Annotated in this window: 13 protein-coding genes; 7 read left to right on the plus strand and 6 right to left on the minus strand. The window is 70.3% G+C overall.

The genetic code is table 11. The features are described from left to right. The first annotated feature begins 88 nt into the window (after positions 1-88). From FV242_RS26350 to FV242_RS26365, 4 genes are all read left to right on the plus strand, one after another. Positions 89-3,214, plus strand: a complete 3,126-nt coding sequence (locus FV242_RS26350) for an MdtB/MuxB family multidrug efflux RND transporter permease subunit (RefSeq protein WP_147940980.1) — start codon at positions 89-91, stop codon at positions 3,212-3,214. Further along, positions 3,211-3,948 carry an endonuclease domain-containing protein gene (locus FV242_RS26355; RefSeq protein ID WP_147940981.1) on the plus strand — a complete coding sequence of 246 codons (738 nt, stop codon included), beginning with the start codon at positions 3,211-3,213 and terminating at the stop codon, positions 3,946-3,948. Before FV242_RS26350 ends, FV242_RS26355 begins: the two co-directional genes overlap by 4 nt. Then, positions 3,945-7,379, plus strand: coding sequence for an efflux RND transporter permease subunit (locus FV242_RS26360; protein ID WP_147940982.1), 3,435 nt, complete (start codon positions 3,945-3,947; stop codon positions 7,377-7,379). Before FV242_RS26355 ends, FV242_RS26360 begins: the two co-directional genes overlap by 4 nt. A gap of 209 nt (positions 7,380-7,588) precedes the next feature. Beyond that, positions 7,589-9,079, plus strand: a complete 1,491-nt coding sequence (locus FV242_RS26365; RefSeq protein ID WP_187278571.1) for an efflux transporter outer membrane subunit — start codon at positions 7,589-7,591, stop codon at positions 9,077-9,079. Between the two features lie 97 nt (positions 9,080-9,176). Here the strand turns inward: FV242_RS26365 and dmeF are convergent, their stop codons facing one another. Further along, a complete protein-coding gene (dmeF, locus tag FV242_RS26370; RefSeq protein WP_147940984.1) occupies positions 9,177-10,154 on the minus strand; it encodes a CDF family Co(II)/Ni(II) efflux transporter DmeF in 978 nt (325 codons plus the stop codon). A gap of 118 nt (positions 10,155-10,272) precedes the next feature. On the opposite strand from dmeF, the gene zwf reads away from it, so the two are divergent. Continuing rightward, the gene (zwf, locus tag FV242_RS26375) at positions 10,273-11,799 is read left to right on the plus strand and encodes a glucose-6-phosphate dehydrogenase (protein WP_147910045.1); all 1,527 of its coding nucleotides are present in this window, start codon (positions 10,273-10,275) and stop codon (positions 11,797-11,799) included. A gap of 650 nt (positions 11,800-12,449) precedes the next feature. On the opposite strand, the gene rnhA is transcribed toward zwf, so the two are convergent. The 4 genes from rnhA to FV242_RS26405 form a co-directional block, all read right to left on the minus strand. Then, positions 12,450-12,923 (minus strand): ribonuclease HI, encoded by a 474-nt coding sequence (rnhA, locus tag FV242_RS26390; RefSeq protein ID WP_147940985.1) that lies wholly within the window; start codon positions 12,921-12,923, stop codon positions 12,450-12,452. Positions 12,924-12,930: 7 nt separating this feature from the next. Continuing rightward, positions 12,931-13,896: a homoserine kinase gene (gene thrB / locus FV242_RS26395; RefSeq protein WP_147940986.1), complete on the minus strand. Its 966-nt coding sequence runs from the start codon at positions 13,894-13,896 to the stop codon at positions 12,931-12,933. A 252-nt stretch (positions 13,897-14,148) separates the two neighbouring features. Then, the gene (gene ispH / locus FV242_RS26400; protein ID WP_147855115.1) at positions 14,149-15,150 is read right to left on the minus strand and encodes a 4-hydroxy-3-methylbut-2-enyl diphosphate reductase; all 1,002 of its coding nucleotides are present in this window, start codon (positions 15,148-15,150) and stop codon (positions 14,149-14,151) included. 133 nt (positions 15,151-15,283) lie between these two features. Further along, positions 15,284-16,129 carry a C40 family peptidase gene (locus FV242_RS26405; RefSeq protein WP_147940987.1) on the minus strand — a complete coding sequence of 282 codons (846 nt, stop codon included), beginning with the start codon at positions 16,127-16,129 and terminating at the stop codon, positions 15,284-15,286. A gap of 366 nt (positions 16,130-16,495) precedes the next feature. On the opposite strand from FV242_RS26405, the gene FV242_RS26410 reads away from it, so the two are divergent. Next, positions 16,496-16,828, plus strand: a complete 333-nt coding sequence (locus tag FV242_RS26410) for a hypothetical protein (RefSeq protein WP_246692098.1) — start codon at positions 16,496-16,498, stop codon at positions 16,826-16,828. A gap of 75 nt (positions 16,829-16,903) precedes the next feature. Here the strand turns inward: FV242_RS26410 and FV242_RS26415 are convergent, their stop codons facing one another. Beyond that, the gene (locus FV242_RS26415) at positions 16,904-17,614 is read right to left on the minus strand and encodes an MgtC/SapB family protein (protein ID WP_147857001.1); all 711 of its coding nucleotides are present in this window, start codon (positions 17,612-17,614) and stop codon (positions 16,904-16,906) included. Between the two features lie 327 nt (positions 17,615-17,941). Here FV242_RS26415 and FV242_RS26420 point away from each other — a divergent pair, with 327 nt between their 5' ends. Next, the gene (locus tag FV242_RS26420; RefSeq protein ID WP_147940988.1) at positions 17,942-18,943 is read left to right on the plus strand and encodes a MoxR family ATPase; all 1,002 of its coding nucleotides are present in this window, start codon (positions 17,942-17,944) and stop codon (positions 18,941-18,943) included. The last annotated feature ends 204 nt before the right edge of the window (positions 18,944-19,147 follow it).

Here is a 19,147-nt window from a genome sequence, read left to right on the forward strand (position 1 = left end):
GCCGAGGCCGCCCCTCCGGCAGCGCCGGAGGGCGGCCGCCGGCACGGGCGCCGGTCGGCGCAGTGAGCCCGGCCAGGGCGCGCCTGCCATGAACCCGTCCCGCCTCTTCATCCTTCGTCCGGTCGCCACGACGCTGCTGATGCTGGCGATCCTGATCGTCGGCGGCGTCTCGTACCTGAACCTGCCGGTCTCGGCGCTGCCGGCCGTCGATTACCCGACGATCCAGGTCCAGACCTTCTATCCGGGCGCGAGCCCCGAGGTGATGACCTCCTCGGTCACGGCGCCGCTGGAGCGACAGTTCGGCCAGCTCGCCAACCTCAACCAGATGACCTCGCAATCCTCGGCGGGCGCCTCGGTCATCACGCTGCAGTTCAACCTCGACCTGCCCCTCGACATCGCCGAGCAGCAGGTCCAGGCGGCGATCAACGCCGCCGGCAACCTGCTCCCCTCGGACCTGCCGGCGCCGCCGATCTACGCCAAGGTCAACCCGGCCGACGCCCCGGTGCTGACCCTGGCCCTCACGTCGAAGACCCTGCCGCTGACCCAGGTGCGCGACCTCGCGGAATCGCGGCTCGCCCAAAAGATCAGCCAGGTGGCCGGCGTCGGCCTGGTCAGCATCTCGGGAGGCCAGCGTCCGGCGATCCGGGTGCGGTTCAACGCCCGGGCGCTCGCCGCCTACGGGCTGAACATCGACGACCTGCGCACCACCATCACCAACCTCAACGTCAACACCCCCAAGGGCTCGATCGACGGGCCGAAGCAATCCTACGCGATCAACGCCAACGACCAGATCCGCGACCCGAAGGCCTACAACGCAGCGATCATCGCGTATCGCAACGGCGCCCCGGTGATGCTCTCGGAGGTCGCCGACGTGGTCGAGGGGCCGGAGAACACCAAGCTCGGCGCCTGGGCCGACACCACGCCCGCGGTCATCCTGAACATCCAGCGCCAGCCGGGCGCCAACGTCATCGCCACGGTCGACAAGATCAAGGCGCTGCTGCCGCAGATGCAGGCGAGCCTGCCGACCTCCGTCGCGGTGGCGCCGCTCACCGACCGCACCACCACGATTCGGGCCTCCGTGGAGGACGTGCAGTTCGAGCTGGGGCTTGCGATCGCGCTGGTCGTGCTGGTGATCTTCCTGTTCCTGCGCAGCCTGTCGGCGACGCTGATCCCGAGCCTGTCGGTGCCCCTGTCGCTGATCGGCGCCCTGTCGGTGATGGACCTGTACGGCTTCTCCCTCGACAACCTGTCGCTGATGGCCCTGACCATCGCGACCGGCTTCGTGGTCGACGACGCCATCGTGGTGATCGAGAACATCGCCCGCCACGTGGAGGCCGGCGATTCGCCCCTGGAGGCGTCCCTGAAGGGGTCGCGCGAGATCGGCTTCACCATCATCTCGCTCACCGTCTCGCTGATCGCGGTGCTGATCCCGCTGCTGTTCATGGGCGACGTGGTCGGGCGCCTGTTCCACGAATTCGCCATCACGCTGGCCGCCACCATCGTGATCTCCGCGGTCGTGTCGCTGACCCTGGTGCCGATGCTGTGCGCGCGCCTGCTCAAGCACGCGCCCGAGGCCAGAATCCGCCGCCGCGAGGGCGTGTTCGCGCGCGCCGGGCGGCGCGCCACCGACGGTACGATCGCCGCCTACGGCCGGGCGCTCCGGGTGGTGCTGAACCATCAGGGCCTGACCCTGCTGGTGGCGCTCGGCACCCTGGTGCTGACCGTCTACCTGTTCGTGGTGATCCCCAAGGGCTTCTTCCCGGTCCAGGATACCGGGGTGATCCAGGGCATCACGCAGGCGGACCAGTCCGTCTCCTACGCGGCCATGGCCGAGCGCCAGCAGCGGATGGCCGCGCTGATCCTGAAGGACCCGGACGTCGCCAGCCTGTCCTCGTTCATCGGGGTCGATGGCCAGAACGTCACGCTCAATTCCGGCCGGATGCTGATCAACCTCAAGCCGCGCGACCAGCGGACGGACTCGGCCGGCGCGATCATCCGACGGATCACGGAGGCGGCCCGGGCCGAGCCCGGCATGCGCCTGTACATGCAGCCGGTCCAGGACCTGACCATCGACACCGCGGTCTCGGCGACCCAGTACCAGCTCATCCTGGAGACCCCGAACCTCAACGATTTCGAGACCTGGGTTCCGCGCTTCACCGAAGCCCTGGCGAAATCCCCGGTGGTGGCCGACGTCGCGAGCGACCACCAGGCGCAGGGGCTCGCCGCCTACGTCACCATCGACCGTCCCACCGCCGGCCGCTACGGCATCACCCCGGCGACCATCGACAACGCCCTCTACGACGCCTTCGGCCAGCGGATCATCTCGACCATCTTCACCCAGTCCAACCAGTACCGGGTGATCCTGGAGGCCGACCCGAACCTGCACACCACCCTGCGCAGCCTCGACACGATCTACCTGCCGTCCTCGACGGCCACCAACGGCCAGGTGCCGCTCTCCGCGGTGGCGCGGATCAGCGAGCGGCGGGCGCCCCTGCTGATCTCGCATCTCGGTCAGTTCCCGGCCACCACGGTGTCGTTCAACCTCGCCCCCGGCGCGGCCCTCGGGCAGGCCGTGGAGGCGATCGAGCAGGCCAAGGCCGCGATCGACCTGCCGCCCTCGTTCCGGGTGGTGCCGCAGGGCTCGGTCTTCGCGTTCCAGTCGGCGCTCAGCAACGAGCTGTTCCTGGTGCTCGCGGCGATCATCACCGTCTACATCGTGCTGGGCGTGCTCTACGAGAGCTTCATCCACCCGATCACGATCCTGTCGACCCTGCCGTCGGCCGGGATCGGGGCGCTGCTCGGCCTGATGCTGTTCGGCCTGTCCCTCGACATCATCGCGGTGATCGGCATCGTGCTCTTGATCGGCATCGTGAAGAAGAACGCGATCATGATGATCGACTTCGCGCTGCAGGCCGAGCGCGAGGACGGGCTCGATCCCCGGGAGGCGATCTTCCAGGCCTGCCTGCTGCGCTTCCGCCCGATCCTGATGACGACGCTGGCCGCCCTGTTCGCGGCGGTGCCGCTGATCCTCGGCACCGGCGTCGGCTCGGAGCTGCGCCAGCCGCTCGGCATCTGTATCGCCGGCGGCCTGATCGTCAGCCAGGTGCTGACCCTGTTCACGACCCCGGTGATCTATCTGGCCTTCGATCGGCTGGAGCGCCGGATCGCCGGGCGGCGGGGGCCCGCCCTCGAAAGCGGCGAGGCGGTACCATGAGGGGCCGGGACGATTCCGCGCCTCTCCCTCCCCCCTCTGCGGGGGAGGGTGGCCCCCGAAGGGGGTCGGGAGAGGGGAGCGACGGTGCAGGATGTGGCTCACTCCGTGCCGACGGGCGCCGCTTCGAAGCGATCTCGCCCCGCCTGCGCACCTTCGCGAAAGGCCAGCGCCGCGAGCGGACCCGTGCGGAGGATCTCTTCTGGCAGCAGGTGCGTGCCGGGCGCTTTCACGGACCCAAGTTCAGACGGCAAGTTCCGATCCCGCCCTATATCGCCGATTTCCTCTGTGCTTCCGCACGATTGATCGTCGAGTTGGACGGTGAACCGCACGAGACCGACGCGCGTCGTCGCCGTGACGCGCAGCGCGATGCGTGGCTGAAAAGCCAGGGCTTCGAGGTCCTGCGCTTCCCGAACGATCTCGTGCTGAGCAATCTCGGTCCGGTCCTCGACAGGGTCGGCGAGGCCGTCGAGGCGCGCGCCCTATCCCTCCCCCCTCTGCGGGGGAGGGTGGCCCCCGAAGGCGGTCGGGAGAGGGGAGCAACGGTGCAGGATCCGGCTATGGCCTTCATAAAGGCTGCGACCCATCCTGAAGCCGCGTCCCCTCTCCCGACCCCTGCTAACGCAGGGGCCACCCTCCCCCGCAGCGGGGGGAGGGAGATGCGCGGAGCCGGTTGCGCCTCTTCCGACAAGCACGCAGCGCTCCGCCAGGACCACCACGGGAGGCACCGCCCGTGAACATCTCCGAGCCGTTCATCCGCCGGCCGGTCGCGACCACGCTGCTCACGATCGGCGTGCTGCTCGCCGGCCTGTTCGCGTTCCTGAAGCTGCCGGTGGCGCCGCTGCCGCAGATCGACTTCCCGGTCATCCTGGTCCAGGCCCAGATGCCGGGCGGCTCGCCCGAGACCATGGCGACCACCGTGGCGGCCCCCCTGGAGCGGCGGCTCGGCGCCATCGCGGACGTCAACGAGATGACGTCCACGAACTCGCTCGGCTCCACCCGGATCGTGCTGCTGTTCGGCCTGAACCGGGACATCGACGGCGCGGCGCGCGACGTCCAGGCGGCGATCAACGCGGCGCGCGCCGACCTGCCGGCCTCGCTCCGGCAGAACCCGACCTACCGGAAGTTCAACCCCGCCGACACGCCGATCATCATTCTCGGCATGACCTCGGACACGCTGACCCGCGGCCAGGTCTACGATTCGGCCGCCACCGTGGTGCAGCAGAAGCTGTCGCAGCTGCCCGGCGTCGGCAACGTCGATATCGGCGGCTCGTCCCTGCCGGCGGTACGGGTGGAGCTCGATCCCACCGCCCTGTTCAACTACGGCATCGGCCTGGAGGGCATCCGGGCGGCGCTCGCCTCGGCCAACGCCAACTCGCCCAAGGGCGAGATCGACGCCGGCGGCCGGCGCTACCAGCTCTACGCCAACGACCAGGGCCGCAAGGCCGAGGATTACCGCGACATCATCGTGGCCTACCGCAACGGCGCCGCGGTGAAGCTCACGGATGTGGGCGAAGTGCTCGACGGCGTCGAGGACAAGCGCAACCTCGGCATCGTCAACGGCAAGGCCGGGGTGCTGCTGTTCGTCTACAAGCAGCCCGGCGCCAACGTGGTCGAGACCATCGACGCGGTGAAGAAGGCGCTGCCGCAGCTCACCGCGGCGCTGCCCGGCGGCATCGACATCAAGCTCACCGGCGACCGCAGCGCCACGATCCGGGCATCGCTCGCGGCCACCGAGGAGACCCTGCTGGTTGCGGTCGGCCTCGTGATCCTGGTGGTGTTCGCCTTCCTGCGCTCCGGCCGGGCGACCCTGATCCCCGCGGTGGCGGTGCCGATCTCGATCATCGGCACCTTCTCGGCGATGTACCTGCTCGGCTACTCGCTCAACATCCTGTCGCTCACGGCCCTGATCATCGGCACCGGCTTCGTGGTCGACGACGCCATCGTGGTGCTGGAGAACGTCCAGCGCCACATCGAGGACGGCAAGCCCCGGTTGCAGGCGGCGCTGATCGGCGCCCGGGAGGTCGGCTTCACGGTGATCTCGATGAGCCTATCGCTCATCGCGGTGTTCCTGCCGATCCTGCTGATGGGCGGCCTGATCGGACGGATCTTCCAGGAATTCTCCGTCACCCTGTCGCTGTCGATCCTGATTTCCTTGGTCCTTTCACTGACCACGACGCCGATGATGTGCGCCCGCCTTTTGCGGGCCGAGGGGCACGGGCGCGCGGCGGGACGCCGGCCGAACATCCTGATCCGCGGCTTGGAGGGCGGCTTCTCCTGGCTGCTCGACGCCTATGCCCGGACTCTGTCGGTGGCGCTCGCCCATCCGCGGCTGGTGCTGCTGAGCCTGCTCGCCACCGTGGGGCTCAACGTCTACCTCTACATCATCGTGCCGAAGGGGTTCTTCCCCGAGCAGGATACCGGCCAGATGATGGGCGGCGTCCAGGCCGACCAGCGCATCTCGTTCCAGTCCATGGAGACCAAGCTCCGGCAGGCCACCACCATCGTGGGCGCGGATCCGGCGGTGGAGAGCGTCGTCGGATTCACGGGCGGCCGCGGCACCAACTCGGCCAACGTGTTCATCGGGCTCAAGCCCATCGGCGAGCGGGCGCCGATCTCGGCCGTCATGGCGCGGCTCCGGCCGAAGCTCGCCCAGGTCGCGGGCGCGCGCCTCTACGTCTTCCCGCGCCAGGACCTGCAGATGGGCGGCCGCCAGAGCTTCGCCCAGTACCAGTACACCCTCCAGGGCGACACCGCCGAGGAGCTGTTCGCCGCCGCCCCGAAGCTGGTCGCCGCCCTCCAGAAGGACCCGACCTTCGCGGACGTCACCTCCGACCAGCAGGAGGGCGGGCTGGAGACCCGGGTGGTGATCGACCGCGCCACCGCGTTCCGGTACGGCATCACCCCGAATAAGATCGACAACACCCTGTACGACGCCTTCGGCCAACGCCAGGTCTCGACCATCTACAACCCCCTGAACCAGTACCACGTCGTGATGGAGATCGCCCCGCGCTACCTGGGATCCCCCGAGACGCTGAAGCAGATCTTCGTCTCGACCTCCGGGGGCAACGCGCCGGGCGCGGCCATCACCAACGCGGTGGCCGGCACCGTCGCGGCGGCGGGCGGCGTCAACACCAACGCGGCCACCGGCACCAGCAGCCCCGGCAGCGGCGCCGCGCCCTCCACGGGGGCCACGACCGCCACGGGGGCGGTCGGCGGCGCGTCCACCGGAGCCGCCGCGGCGGCCGCCACCAGCACGGCCGATGCCGCTTCGAACGCCGCCGCGATCGCCTCCGACTCCGCCCGCAACGCCTCCTCCAACGCCATCGCGGCGAGCAAGGGCGGCGCCTCCTCGAGCGCGCCGGTCTCGGCCGCCAAGGAGACCATGGTGCCGCTCTCGGCCTTCGCCCGGATCGAGCCGGGCAGCGCCCCCGTCCAGGTGAGCCACCAGGGCCTGTTCGTCGCTACGACGATCTCGTTCAACCTCGCACCGGGCAAGAGCCTGTCGGACGCCACCGCGGCGATCGACCGGGCGATGGCGTCCCTGCGGCTGCCGGCGACGATCCACGGCGAGTATGCCGGCGCGGCCAAGAACTACGTGGCCTCGGCCTCGCGCCAGCCGCTGCTGATCCTGGCCGCGATCCTGGCGGTCTACGCGGTGCTGGGTATCCTGTACGAGAGCTTCGTGCACCCGCTGACGATCCTCTCGACCCTGCCGTCGGCCGGCGTCGGCGCGGTGCTGGCCCTGCTGCTGACCGGCACCGAATTCACCATCATCGCGCTGATCGCGGTGTTCCTGCTCATCGGCATCGTGAAGAAGAACGCGATCATGATGATCGACGTGGCGCTGGACGCCGAGCGGACCCGGGGGGCGAATCCCGTGGATGCGATCCGCGAGGCCTGTCTCGTGCGCTTCCGGCCGATCATGATGACCACGCTCGCCGCCATGCTGGGGGCCGTGCCGCTGATCCTGGCCACCGGCGAGGGGGCCGAGCTGCGCCGGCCCCTGGGCATCGCCATCGTGGGCGGATTGATCGTGAGCCAGATCCTGACCCTGTACACCACCCCCGTCGTCTACCTGACCCTCGACCGCCTCCGGCACCGGGTGCTCGCCCGCCGCCGCGGCGCCGGGCCCGGCGGCGCAGCGGCATTGCCGGCCGGAGAGTGATGCGTTCGTTTTCACGTGAAACACCGGCGGCCCCCACGCGCGCGCCTATGTCTTCGGGTTCTGCGGGCTCCCCTCACGCGTCGTCGACCGGTGAGGGGCAGGTCCCCTTTCCCGCACGGGAGGGGGGGACCGCTGTGGCCCGCTCGCTGCTGACGGAAGAGCGTCTTCCTTACGCAGAGGGGGGAGGGAGACGCGCCCGTAGCCTCGGGCTGCGCCATCTCCTTCTCCTTCCTCTCATCCCGGCTCTGGCGGGCTGCGTCGTCGGCCCCGACTATGCCCGGCCCTCGGTCGAGACCCCGCTCGCCTACCGGGAGGGCGGCAAGCGGGAGGACAGCGCGGCTGTCGTGGCGGCGCGCAAGAAGGGCTGGCGCGAGGCCCGGCCCAACGACGCGGCGGAGCGCGGCGACTGGTGGCGGGTGTTCAAGGACCCGACCCTCGACCGCCTGATCCGCCTCGTGGATGTCGACAACCAGTCCCTCCGGCAGGCGGTTGCGAATTACCGGCAAGCCCGGGCCCTGGTCGCCTCGGCCCAGGCCGCCCTGTACCCGACCGTTGTCGGCGCCCCGAGCATCACCCGGACCGGCAGCGGCAACACCGCGCGCACCAGCGCCGCGCTGCTCGGACAGGCGAGCTGGGAACTCGACCTGTTCGGCGGCACCCGCCGGAACATCGAGAGCGAGGCGGCGCTGGCCCAAGCCGACGCCGCCACGATCGCCGCGACCCGGCTGACCATCCAGGCCGAGGTCGCGGCCGACTACCTGACCGTGCGCTACGCCGACGCCCTCCAGAGGGTGCTCGACGAGAACGTCGCGAACTTCAAGAAGACGCTCGGCATCACCGAGAACCAGTACGCGGCCGGGGTCGCGGCCCGCTCGGACGTGATCACGGCGCAGACCCAGGTCCAGACCATCGAGGCCCAGGCCATCGCGATCCGGCTGACCCGGGTGCAGTACGTCAACGCCATCGCGACCCTGATCGGGCGACCGCCCTCGGAGGTGACGATCCCGGTGGCCGGCATCGGCCGCAACCCGCCCACCGTGCCCGTCGGGATCCCGTCCGACCTGCTCGAGCGGCGGCCGGATGTCGCCCAGGCCGAGCGCCTGGTTCAGGGCCAGAGCGAGCGGATCGGCGTCGCGGTCGCCGCTTTCTACCCCACGGTGACGATCTCGGCCCAGGGCGGCATCTCGGGTCTGACCCGCAACGGCCTGTTCTCGGCCGCCAACCAGGTCTGGTCGGCGACCGCCGCGGGGACCGAGGTCCTGTTCGACGGCGGCGCCCGCACGGCGGCGGTGCGCTCGGCCGAAGCCGGCTACGACGCGGCGGTGGCCAATTACCGGCAGGTGGTGCTCGCCGCCCTGGCGGAGGTCGAGAACCAGATGGCGGCCCTGCGCATCCTCGGCCTGCAGCAGAGTGCCCAGGACGCGGCGGTCGAATCGTCCCGCAGGGCCGTGGAGATCACCCTCAACGAGTACCGGGCCGGCACGCAGAACTTCACCACGGTGGTGACCGCGCAGGGCCTGCTCGTGAGCAACGAGATCAACGCCCTCCAGGTCCGGCTCAACCGCTTCACCGCGGCGGTCACGCTGATCCGGGCGCTGGGCGGCGGCTGGGACGTCCGCGCCCTGCCGAGCGATGCCGAACTGAAGGGTCCGACCCTGCCGATCGACCGGGGCGGCCAGGCCGTCCGCCCGGACGAGTGAGGCGCACGATCCCGGACCCTGATGTCGGGCTTTGCCCAGGTATCTGGGGCTCCGCGCCCGTGCACCGCCGAAGGGCTGAGCCCTTCGGGATCCCGGATCAGCCGTGTTCCGCGTGTCCCGGGCAGGGCTGCACCTCCACCGTGACGTGGCTCAAACCGCGCACCCCGGCGAGCCGGGCCTTGTAGTGCGCGGGCGGCTGCGGGTTGTCGCTGACGAGCGCGATCACCGCGGCGCGGTGGCCCGGACCGACCTGCCAGAGGTGCAGGTCGCTCACCCGGTCGCCCTCCGTCTCCAGGCGGGCGCGGATGTCGGCCGTTGCGGCCGGGGACGGCCGGGCATCGAGCAGCACGAGGCCCGCCGTGCGCAGGAGGGTCCAGGACCAGGCCAGGATCACCACCGTGCCGACCAGGCCCATGGCCGGATCGAGCCAGGCGAGGCCGAGATAGCGCCCGCCCAGCAGGGCGGCGATCGCCAGGACCGAGGTCAGCGCATCGGCCATCACGTGGATGTAGGCGGCACGGAAGTTGGTGTCGTGGCCGCCATGACCATGACCGCCATGACCATGACCGCCATGGCTGTGGCCGCCCTGGGCGTGGCCGTGATCCCCGTGATCGTCGTGGTCGTCGTGCAGGAGCCGGACGCTGGCGAGGTTCACCACGAGGCCGAGGACGGCGATCGGGATGGCCGACCCGAAGCCGATCGGCGCCGGGTGGAGCAGCCGGACGAGGCTCTCGGCGCCGATCAGCAGGGCGATCAGGCCCAGGATGACCGCGCTGGCGAAGGCCGCCAGATCCCCGAACTTGCCGGTGCCGAAGCTGAATCGCGGATCCTCTGCGTGGCGCCGGGCGAAGCGGTAGGCCAGGGCCGCGATGCCGAGCGCCGCCGCATGGGTCGACATGTGCCAGCCGTCGGCGACCAGCGCCATCGAGCCGTACCAGGTGCCGCCGACGATCTCGACCACCATCGTGGCCGCGGTCAGCGCCACCACCGCCCAGGTCCGGCGCGCGTGCCGGTCATGACGGTCTCCCAGGAACACGTGGCCGTGGCTCCAGGGTTCGAGGGAGTGGGTATGCATGCGCGATTCTCCACCGCTGTCCGATCGCAGCAGCATAGAGAGACGCTGCCGGAACGGGCATTGCTACCGGTGGGTTGTCACGCCGATTTGCTGCAGTGCAGCCCGAAAGGAGCCAGGCATGGCCGAGCAGACGATAGCCCTCAAGGACGATGCGGCCAGCGGCACCAAGCCGGCGCCGCCCTGCACGCTGGTGATCTTCGGGGCCGGCGGCGACCTGACCAAGCGCCTCCTGATGCCCTCGCTCTACAACCTCGCCGGGGCCGGGCTCCTGCCGGAGGGTTTCTCCATCCTGGGCGTCGATCATTCCGACGGCACCGACGAGTCCCTCCGGGACAATCTCACCCAGACCCTGGAGGCGTTCAGCAAGGATCCGACCTCGGAGTTCCACGCCGACCACATCGACCCCAAGAGCTGGGGCTTCATCCGCGACCGGCTGCACTACCTGAAGGGCGATTTCGAGAAGCCCGAGACCTTCGCGGCGGTCAAAGACAAGGTGAAGGGCAGCGCGGTGTTCTACTGCGCGGTGGCGGCCCGGTTCTTCGGCACGATCGTGGACGGCCTCGGCCAGGCCGGCCTGCTCAAGCAGGAGGACGGCGACTTCCGCCGGGTGGTGATCGAGAAGCCGTTCGGCTCGGATCTCGCCTCGGCCCGGGAACTCAACGCCCGGATCCTGAAGCAGGCCGACGAGAGCCAGTTCTACCGCATCGACCACTTCCTGGGTAAGGAGACGGTCCAGTCGATCATGGCGTTCCGCTTCGCCAACGGCCTCCTCGAGCCGGTCTGGCGGCGGGAATACATCGACAGCATCCAGATCACCGCGGCCGAGACCGTGGGCGTCGAGGAGCGCGGCGGCTTCTACGAGCCGACCGGGGCGCTCCGGGACATGGTGCCCAACCACATGTTCCAGCTGCTTTGCATGGTCGCCATGGAGCCGCCGAACTCGTTCGGCGCCGAGGCGGTGCGCTCGGAGAAAGCCAAGCTCGCCCAGGCCGTCCAGCCGATCCCCCCGGAGGACGCGGTGCGCGGCCAGTACACGGCGGGCACCTCCGAGGGGCGCGACGTGCCGGGCTACCGCGACGAGCCGCACGTCGCCAAGGACTCGGTCACCGAGACCTACATCGCCCTCAAGCTCAACATCGAGAACTGGCGCTGGGCCGGCGTGCCGTTCTACGTCCGCACCGGAAAGCGCATGACCGGGCGGCGCACCGAGATCGCCGTGTTGTTCAAGCCGGCCCCGTTCAAGATGTTCGAGGACACCCCGAACGCCGACCTCGGACCCACGGTGATGCGGATCATGATCGACCCGGACCATGGGGTCGGCACCGAGTTCAACGTGAAGGTCCCGGGCCCGGAGATGAAGATCGGCCGGGTGAGCGCCGCGTTCCGCTACAAGGACTTCTTCGCCGACCAGCCGAATGTCGGCTACGAGACCCTGCTGTACGATTGCATGATCGGCGACGCGACCCTGTTCCAGCGGGCCGACAACATCGAGGCCGGCTGGTCGGCGGTGGATCCGCTGCTCCAGGGCTGGCCGCAGGCGGACGTGAAGCCCTATCCGGCCGGCAGCACCGGGCCCAAGGAGGCGGACGACCTCCTGGCCCGGGACGGCCGCCACTGGCTGGGTCTCGACGGCAAGACGGATTGAGGACCGCACAGCCATGCCGGATCTGACGGCCACGTCATCCGATCCGGTCGTTTTCGAGTTGGCCGCGACGTGTCGCCCTCCGACCGTCATGGAGATGTTCCGTCGAACAAAGGGGCGGCGACTTCGGGCGCGGCGACATTCACCTTTCCGGTCGATAAACCCTGACGAATGAATTCTCCCAGGTCGCACAGATCGCGACCGTAATGGCGCGAAGCTCCTGCGTGACGTCATGCAGGCATACGTCAGGCCGCAGCGGGACGAGATCGAGCATGACGCTTGGTTTCGCCGGCAGGTTCAGATCGGACTGGATTCTGCCAATAGGGGCCGTGTGATCCCCGCCGAGGGCGTGGAAGCGCGGTTCGCTGCCGGGCGGGCAGCCACACGGCAACGGCTCGATTCCAAGACCAGCGGCTGCCATCGCGCCCGATGAGCGGTTCGCCGAGACGACCGCCCGCTTGGTGGATCGTCCCGCTCTCGGGCGTCCGGGCCGTGTCGCCGGCACACGCGATCTGATCGTCATCGCCGGTACATCATCGTCTACGACGTCGAAGATGTTTCCGTTCGAATGCTCCGGGTCTTGCACGCCGCTCTGCAAGGGCCGCCTCGGTCGCGTTGAGCGTCCGAGACCGAAGCCGATATCCGGAGCGATCTCAGCGTCGCTTGAACGGCAGCATCGCGGCCACGGCGAGCGAGTCGACCCGGTTGTTCAGCGGGTCGCTGGCGTGGCCCTTGACCCAATGCCAAGCCACCTCGTGGCGGGCGTTGGCCAGGTCGATCCGGCGCCAGAGATCCTCGTTCTTCACCGGCTTCTTGTCGGCGGTGCGCCAGCCCCGGGCCTTCCAGTTGTGGATCCAGCTGGTGATGCCCTGGCGCAGGTACTGCGAGTCCGTGAACAGGTCGACCCGGCAGGGGCGCTTGAGCGCCTCCAGGGACTCGATCGCCGCCAGGATCTCCATGCGGTTGTTGGTGGTGTGCGCCTCGCCGCCCGAGAGCTCCTTCTGGGTATCGCCGAAGATCAGGATCGCGCCCCAGCCGCCCGGGCCGGGATTCCCCGAGCAGGCGCCGTCCGTGTAGATCTTCACCCGCATGGGCTCGGTTGCGGTCTCGGTCGTCTCGGTGCTCATCCGTCCCTCAGGCCTGCCGCCCGTAATCCCGCGCGTCCCGCGCCTGGCGATGGAAGGTGAGCCGGCGATCGAACTCCCGTGGGTCCTTGGGCTTCACCAGGGCGCCGGGCGGCACGTTCAGCCAATCGACCAGACGGGTCAGCATGAAGCGGAGCGCGGCGCCCCGGCACAGGATCGGCAGCGCCGCGACCTCGGCGGATTCCAGCGGCCGCACCGCTTCGTAGCCGGCAATCAACGCCGCGGCCATGTCCCGGTGGAAGGTACCGTCGGCCTCGAAGCACCAGGCGTTGAGGCAGACCGCGAGGTCGTACGCGAACGCGTCCGTGCAGGCGAAGTAGAAGTCGATCAGCCCGGAGAGGCTGTCGCCGATGAAGAATACGTTGTCGGTGAACAGATCCGCGTGGATCACCCCGCCCGGCAGGTTCTGGGGCCAGGCGGCTTCCAGCCGTGCGAGGTCGGCGCGGGTGCGCTCCGCCAGGCCCGGCGCCACCGAATCGGCCTGGGCCTCGGCCTGCGCGAAGAGCGGGCGCCAGGACGCCACCGACAGGCTGTTCTCGCGCACCATCGCGAAATCGGCGCCGGCCGCGTGCAGCTCGGCGAGGGCCCGGCCGAGTTCCCGGCAATGCCCGACGCCGGGTGTCTTGACCGAGACACCCTCGAGGAAGCTGACGATGGCGGCCGGCCGACCGCAGAGCTCCCCGAGCGCCGTGCCGGCTCGGTCCCGCACAGGCTGCGGACAGGCGAGGCCGCGCGCGGAGAGGTGCTCCATCAGCCCGATGAAGAACGGCAGGTCCCCCGCCCGCACCCGCTTCTCGTAGAGGGTCAGGATGTAGCAGCCCTGGGTGGTCTGCAGGAAGAAATTGGAATTCTCGACACCCTCGGCGATGCCCTTGAAGGAGAGCAGGCTGCCGATGGAATAGGCGGACAGGAACTCGGAGAGCGCCGCGTCGGATACCTCGGTGTAGACGGCCACGTGTTCGCGCTCGGGTTTCTTCTTGGGCGTTTCAGGATCGTCGAAGGATCGCACAGCGACCCGACGGACCCGGTTTTCCGACCCGCTGCCTCATCCTGAGGTGCTGCGGAGCGGCTTCGAAGGAGCGCTCCAGACGGCCGCACGATCCCTGGAGGTCTCTTTTGAGCCCTCCGGTACACCCCATCACCTCGGGATGAAGGGGTTGGACGGGATAGGCCCCCTCCTGGGTCGGGGGCGGGATCCTGGCGCGGCCTACTCGGCCGCTTCGCTGCGCAGCTCGCGCGGCAGCGGGAAGACCATGTCCTCGACCACGGTCGAGACGGTGTCGACGATCACGTCGTAGCGCGCGGCGAAGGCCTCGATGATCTCCTCGACCAGCACCTCGGGGGCCGAGGCGCCGGCGGTGAGGCCGAGCTTGCGGATGCCCTCGAAGGCCGGCCAGTCGATCTCCTCGGCGCGCAGCACGAGGCGGGTGATCGGGCAGCCGACGCGCTCGGCGACCTCGCGCAGGCGCTGGGAGTTCGAGGAGTTCGAGGAGCCGACCACGATCAGGGCGTCCACCAGCGGGGCCACCTGCTTCACCGCCTCCTGGCGGTTGGTGGTGGCGTAGCAGATGTCGTCCTTGTGCGGCCCGGTGATGTTCGGGAACTTCTTCTTGAGCGCTTCGACGATGTGGCGGGTGTCGTCGACCGACAGGGTCGTCTGGGTGACCCAGGCGAGGTTGTTGGGATTCTCGGGCGTCAGGGCCTGGATCTGGTCCAGATCCTCCACCAGGGTGATCGAGCCCTTGGGCAGCTGGCCCATGGTGCCCACCACCTCGGGATGGCCGGAATGGCCGACCAGCAGCACGTGGCGGCCGCGCTTGTGGTGGATCTCGGCCTCGCGGTGGACCTTGGTGACCAGCGGACAGGTGGCGTCGATGGTCGTGAGCCCGCGGGAATCGGCGTTGGCCGGCACGGTCTTGGCCACGCCGTGGGCGGAGAAGATCACCGGGGCGCCGCTGTCGGGCACCTCGTCGAGTTCGCGGACGAACACCGCGCCCTTCCGCTTCAGGCTCTCGACCACGTACTTGTTGTGGACGATCTCGTGCCGGACGTAGACGGGCGGCCCGTAGAGGGCGAGAGCCCGCTCGACCACGTCGATGGCCCGCACCACGCCGGCGCAGAAGCCGCGTGGGGCACAGAGCAGGATCTCCAGCGGCGGCTTGCCGGTGGTGCCCTGAGCGGGCGCGAGGGACGCGAGGTCTGCGGTCATGGTGTCGATGTGGCGAGGGCGGGGCTGTCCTGTCAACGGTCCTGGACTGCGAACCGGGCAGGAAGACGACCGCGGAGCGTCCCTGTAGCACGTTTGCCGCGCGTTTTGGACCCGGGGTGCCCGGATCCTCGACCTAGAGCCGGCGGATCCCGGTCACCGCCCCGAAACTGTTCTCCCGGATCCGGGCCACCGCGCCGGCCAGCGGCTCCGCCGCCACCGCCATGTGGTGGCCGTTGGCGTGGATCAGCGTCTCGGAGTCGCGCATCAGCCCGACATGGCCGCGCCAGAACACGAAGTCGCCCCGGCGCAATCCGTCGAGGGCGAGCGGCAGCGCCCGGCCCAGGCCCCGCTCCTGCATGTCGGCGTCGCGCGGGCAGGGGAGGCCGGCGGCGTCGAGGCAGAGCTGCACGAGACCCGAGCAATCGAGCCCCAGGCTGGTACGGCCGCCCCAGAGATAGGGAATCCCTGCGAGCCGCTCGGCCGTGGCCGCGTAGTCGGGCTCGTGTTGCGCCAGCGGGGCGCAGTGGCGCGCGAAGACATAGCCGCCGGGGGTCTCGAAATAGGCCCCGGCCTCGCCGGTGACGACGAGGCGCGCGCCGAGGCTGAGATGGGCGCGCACCGGCCGCTTCAGGTCGGGCTCGGGATACAGGAAGGTGCGCACCGCCGTGACCCTGTGGGTCGGCTCGGGCGCGGCGGGGCCGAGGCAATCGGCCGGCAGGTAGCCGACATAGCCGTCCCGGACGAGTTGCACGAAGGCGAACCCACCCTGTTCGGCGTAGAGGTCCACGGCGTCGCCGAGCAGCGCCTCGGTGTCGAGCCCGGCCTCCGCCGAGGGCGCCCGGCGCAACGGCGCCGCCGGCGCCACGACCCGGCGCGGGGCGGCGGCGACGAAGCGCTCCGCCGTGACCCGGCCGCGCAACCGGATGTCGGCGATGTCCGGACGGGCCGGGGTGAGGCGGGGATCGAGTGATTCGGCCATGGCGCGCGAGCCTAGCGCATCGTCCGGAGGACCGGATCCCGGCCGATGCGCGCGGCCTCGGGTTTCCGCTCATCCCGGAGGTTCGGCCCACCCGTCGGCACGAGGCTCCGGACGGTCTCCGCCCGGTCCGGGACGGGGATCGCGATCCCCGCTTGGCGCCCCGCGCGGGCCCGCGTTATTATGCCGCAGCGCAGCGCCGACCGGCGCGCGGATGATGTTCGCCCTGTGGAGCGGGGGTAACGGCGTGCCGTATGCGGTATTCCAGCCCAAGACATGTTCCCCGGACGGGCAGCCGCCGATTATGATGCACTGCACAACCGGCGCGGAAGGCGCTATGTCTGTTCGATGATGACCGCGAGTCGCCCCGTGAAGAAGACGCAGAAGAGCTTCGCCGACCTGCCGCCGATCCGCGTGCGCCGCGAGCCGCCCACGGTGAACGAGGCGGTCGCCGCCGCCCAGGACCTGGCCGACGATGTCGAGCAGCAGGTCGAGATCGCCGCGGGCCTGATCGGGCTTCCGGTCGACGAGGTCCGTCCGCACGTCCTGGCGGCCAAGAAGGCCAAGCCGGAGCGGATGCCGGAGCGGATCCTGACCCATGCCAGCCCCAGCCGGGCGCCCCGCACCGTGGTGGTCGAGCGTCGCACCCGCCCGACCGTGGTGATCGAGCGCCGCACCCGTCCGCTTGCCCCGCCGCGCTGACAGGGCCGGCGCCACCCCACCGTGCGGGCGTCGGCGCGGCGGCTTCAGCCCCGCGCGACGCAAAGTCCCCGACCATCAATCTGCGGTCTGGACCGACCAGGTGGCGTGGCGGATGCCCGGCGCCTTGGCGAGATCGGCCGTGACCGCATCCAGCTCGCTCGCCTTGACGGCGCTGGCCGTCAGCGTCGCGACCACGTCGACCGCGCCCCCGCCGCGCTCCTCGACCTCGACGTTGCTGACCGGATAGTTCGCCGCCTCCAGGCGCTCGACCAGCAGGTCCTGGGCGGGGCCGGCCTCGCCGGGCGCGGTGGTCACCTGGACCTCGTAGGTCGCCTCGGTGGAGGATTCGCGGATCGGGGCGCGGTTGATGGCGTTCACCAGGGGCCGGAGCGCCGTGTTGCAGGTCAGCACCGTGACGGTGACGAACACCGCCTCCAGAGGCAGGTCGGCGCCGCAGAACGCCCCCACGGCGGCGGAGCACCACAGGGTGGCGGCCGTGTTGAGGCCGCGCACGTTCATCCCCTCCTTCATGATCACGCCGGCGCCCAGGAAGCCGATGCCGGAGATCACGTAGGCCACCGTGCGGACCCCGCCGTCCGGGCCGGTCAGCCGCATGCCGAGATCGACGAAGGCCGAGGCGCCGATCGCCACCAGCACCGCGGTGCGCAGGCCGGCGGTGCGCTGCCGGTACTGCCGCTCGGCCCCGATCGCCGTGCCGAGCACGAAGGCGACGATCAGGCCGATGGCGGATTTGAATTCCTCGGGGATGGCGGCGTAGCTGGTCATGGCGGTCTCTTGCGAGGCGAGAGGTGACGAAACCGTGACATCATGGCCGGCTCGGCGCGCCGTCCGGGATAGCGGATCCGGGACGGCGCACCAGGCCCTTGGTTTTGCATCACCTTTTCCCGGAATCCGGCAACCGGCCCCCGGGATGACGCTCGGCACGGACCGGAGGCGGAACCGGCCGGGATTGACGGCCCCACCGGGCAGCGGGCACACCGGCCTCAACCTGAGGATCCCTCATGAATACGGGACCCGGGCCGAGGAGACGTGCAGGATGCAGGACACGGCCCCCGTGGCGGGTGTATTTCTCCGCGCCCGAGCGTTCTTCGCATGAGTGACGCCCTCGCCGAACGCCGTCCCGGGGCCGAACCGGACGCGGCCCTGCACGGGCGGGTCCTGGCCCTGCGCGACGGGTTGGAACGCGGCCTGATCGGCAGCGCCGGCCTGGTCGAGCGCCTGCTGATCGGTCTGCTCATCGGCGGCCACCTCCTGATCGAGGGCGCGCCGGGCCTCGCCAAGACCCGCGCGGTCAAGCGGCTGGCCGACGGGCTCGACGGCTCGTTCGCACGCATCCAGTGCACCCCGGACCTGATGCCGGCCGACCTCACCGGCACCACCGTCTGGCGCCAGGACAGCGGCAGCTTCGAGTTCCTGCAGGGACCCCTGTTCCACGCCCTCGTGCTGGTGGACGAGGTCAACCGGGCGCCGCCCAAGGTGCAGTCGGCCCTGCTCGAGGCGATGGCCGAGGGGCAGATCACGGTCTCCGGGCAGACCCACCCGCTCGCCGACCCGTTCATGGTCGTGGCGACCCAGAACCCGATCGAGCATGCCGGCACCTTCCCGCTTCCGGAGGCGCAGCTCGACCGCTTCCTGCTGCACGTCGTGGTCGAGATGCCCGACGAGGCCACCGAGCGGGCGATCCTCGACCTCGTGGAGGGCGAGATGACCCACCATGTCGAGGCCATGCCGGTGCGCCTGGCGCTGGCCGACGTGCGCGCCGCCCGGGAGGCGGCTCTGGCCACCTACGTGTCGCCGGCGCTCAAGGATTACCTGGTCCGCCTGGTGGCGGCGACCCGCACCGATGCGGCGGCGCCGGACCTGCGGGCGATGATCGAGCACCCGGCCTCGCCGCGCGGCACGCTCGCGCTGATGATGGCGGGCAAGGCCCGGGCCTGGCTGCGCGGCCGGGACCACGTCACCCCGGAGGACGTCACCGAACTCGCCCGGGACGCGCTCTCCCACCGCATCGGCCTGACCTGGCGCGCGGCCGCCGAAGGCAAGACCGCCCGCGGCCTGGTCGGCGAGCTGGTGCAGCGGGTCCGGGCGCTCTGAGGGTGTTCGGGCTTTGGAACAGGAGCCGGAAACGCCCTCCTCCCTCTGCGGGGGAGGGTACCCTGCGCAGCAGGGGGGGAGAGGGGCAGCGCGACGGTTCAGGATCTGAAGCCCGTCGCGATCTTTCCGGCAGCCGCGCACCCCTCCCCCCCCCCCGCCACGCGCCCGGCCCCCGCTCTCTCTGATAGACAGCTCAGCGCCCCC

Source organism: Methylobacterium sp. WL64, assembly GCF_008039945.1.
Lineage (GTDB): Bacteria > Pseudomonadota > Alphaproteobacteria > Rhizobiales > Beijerinckiaceae > Methylobacterium.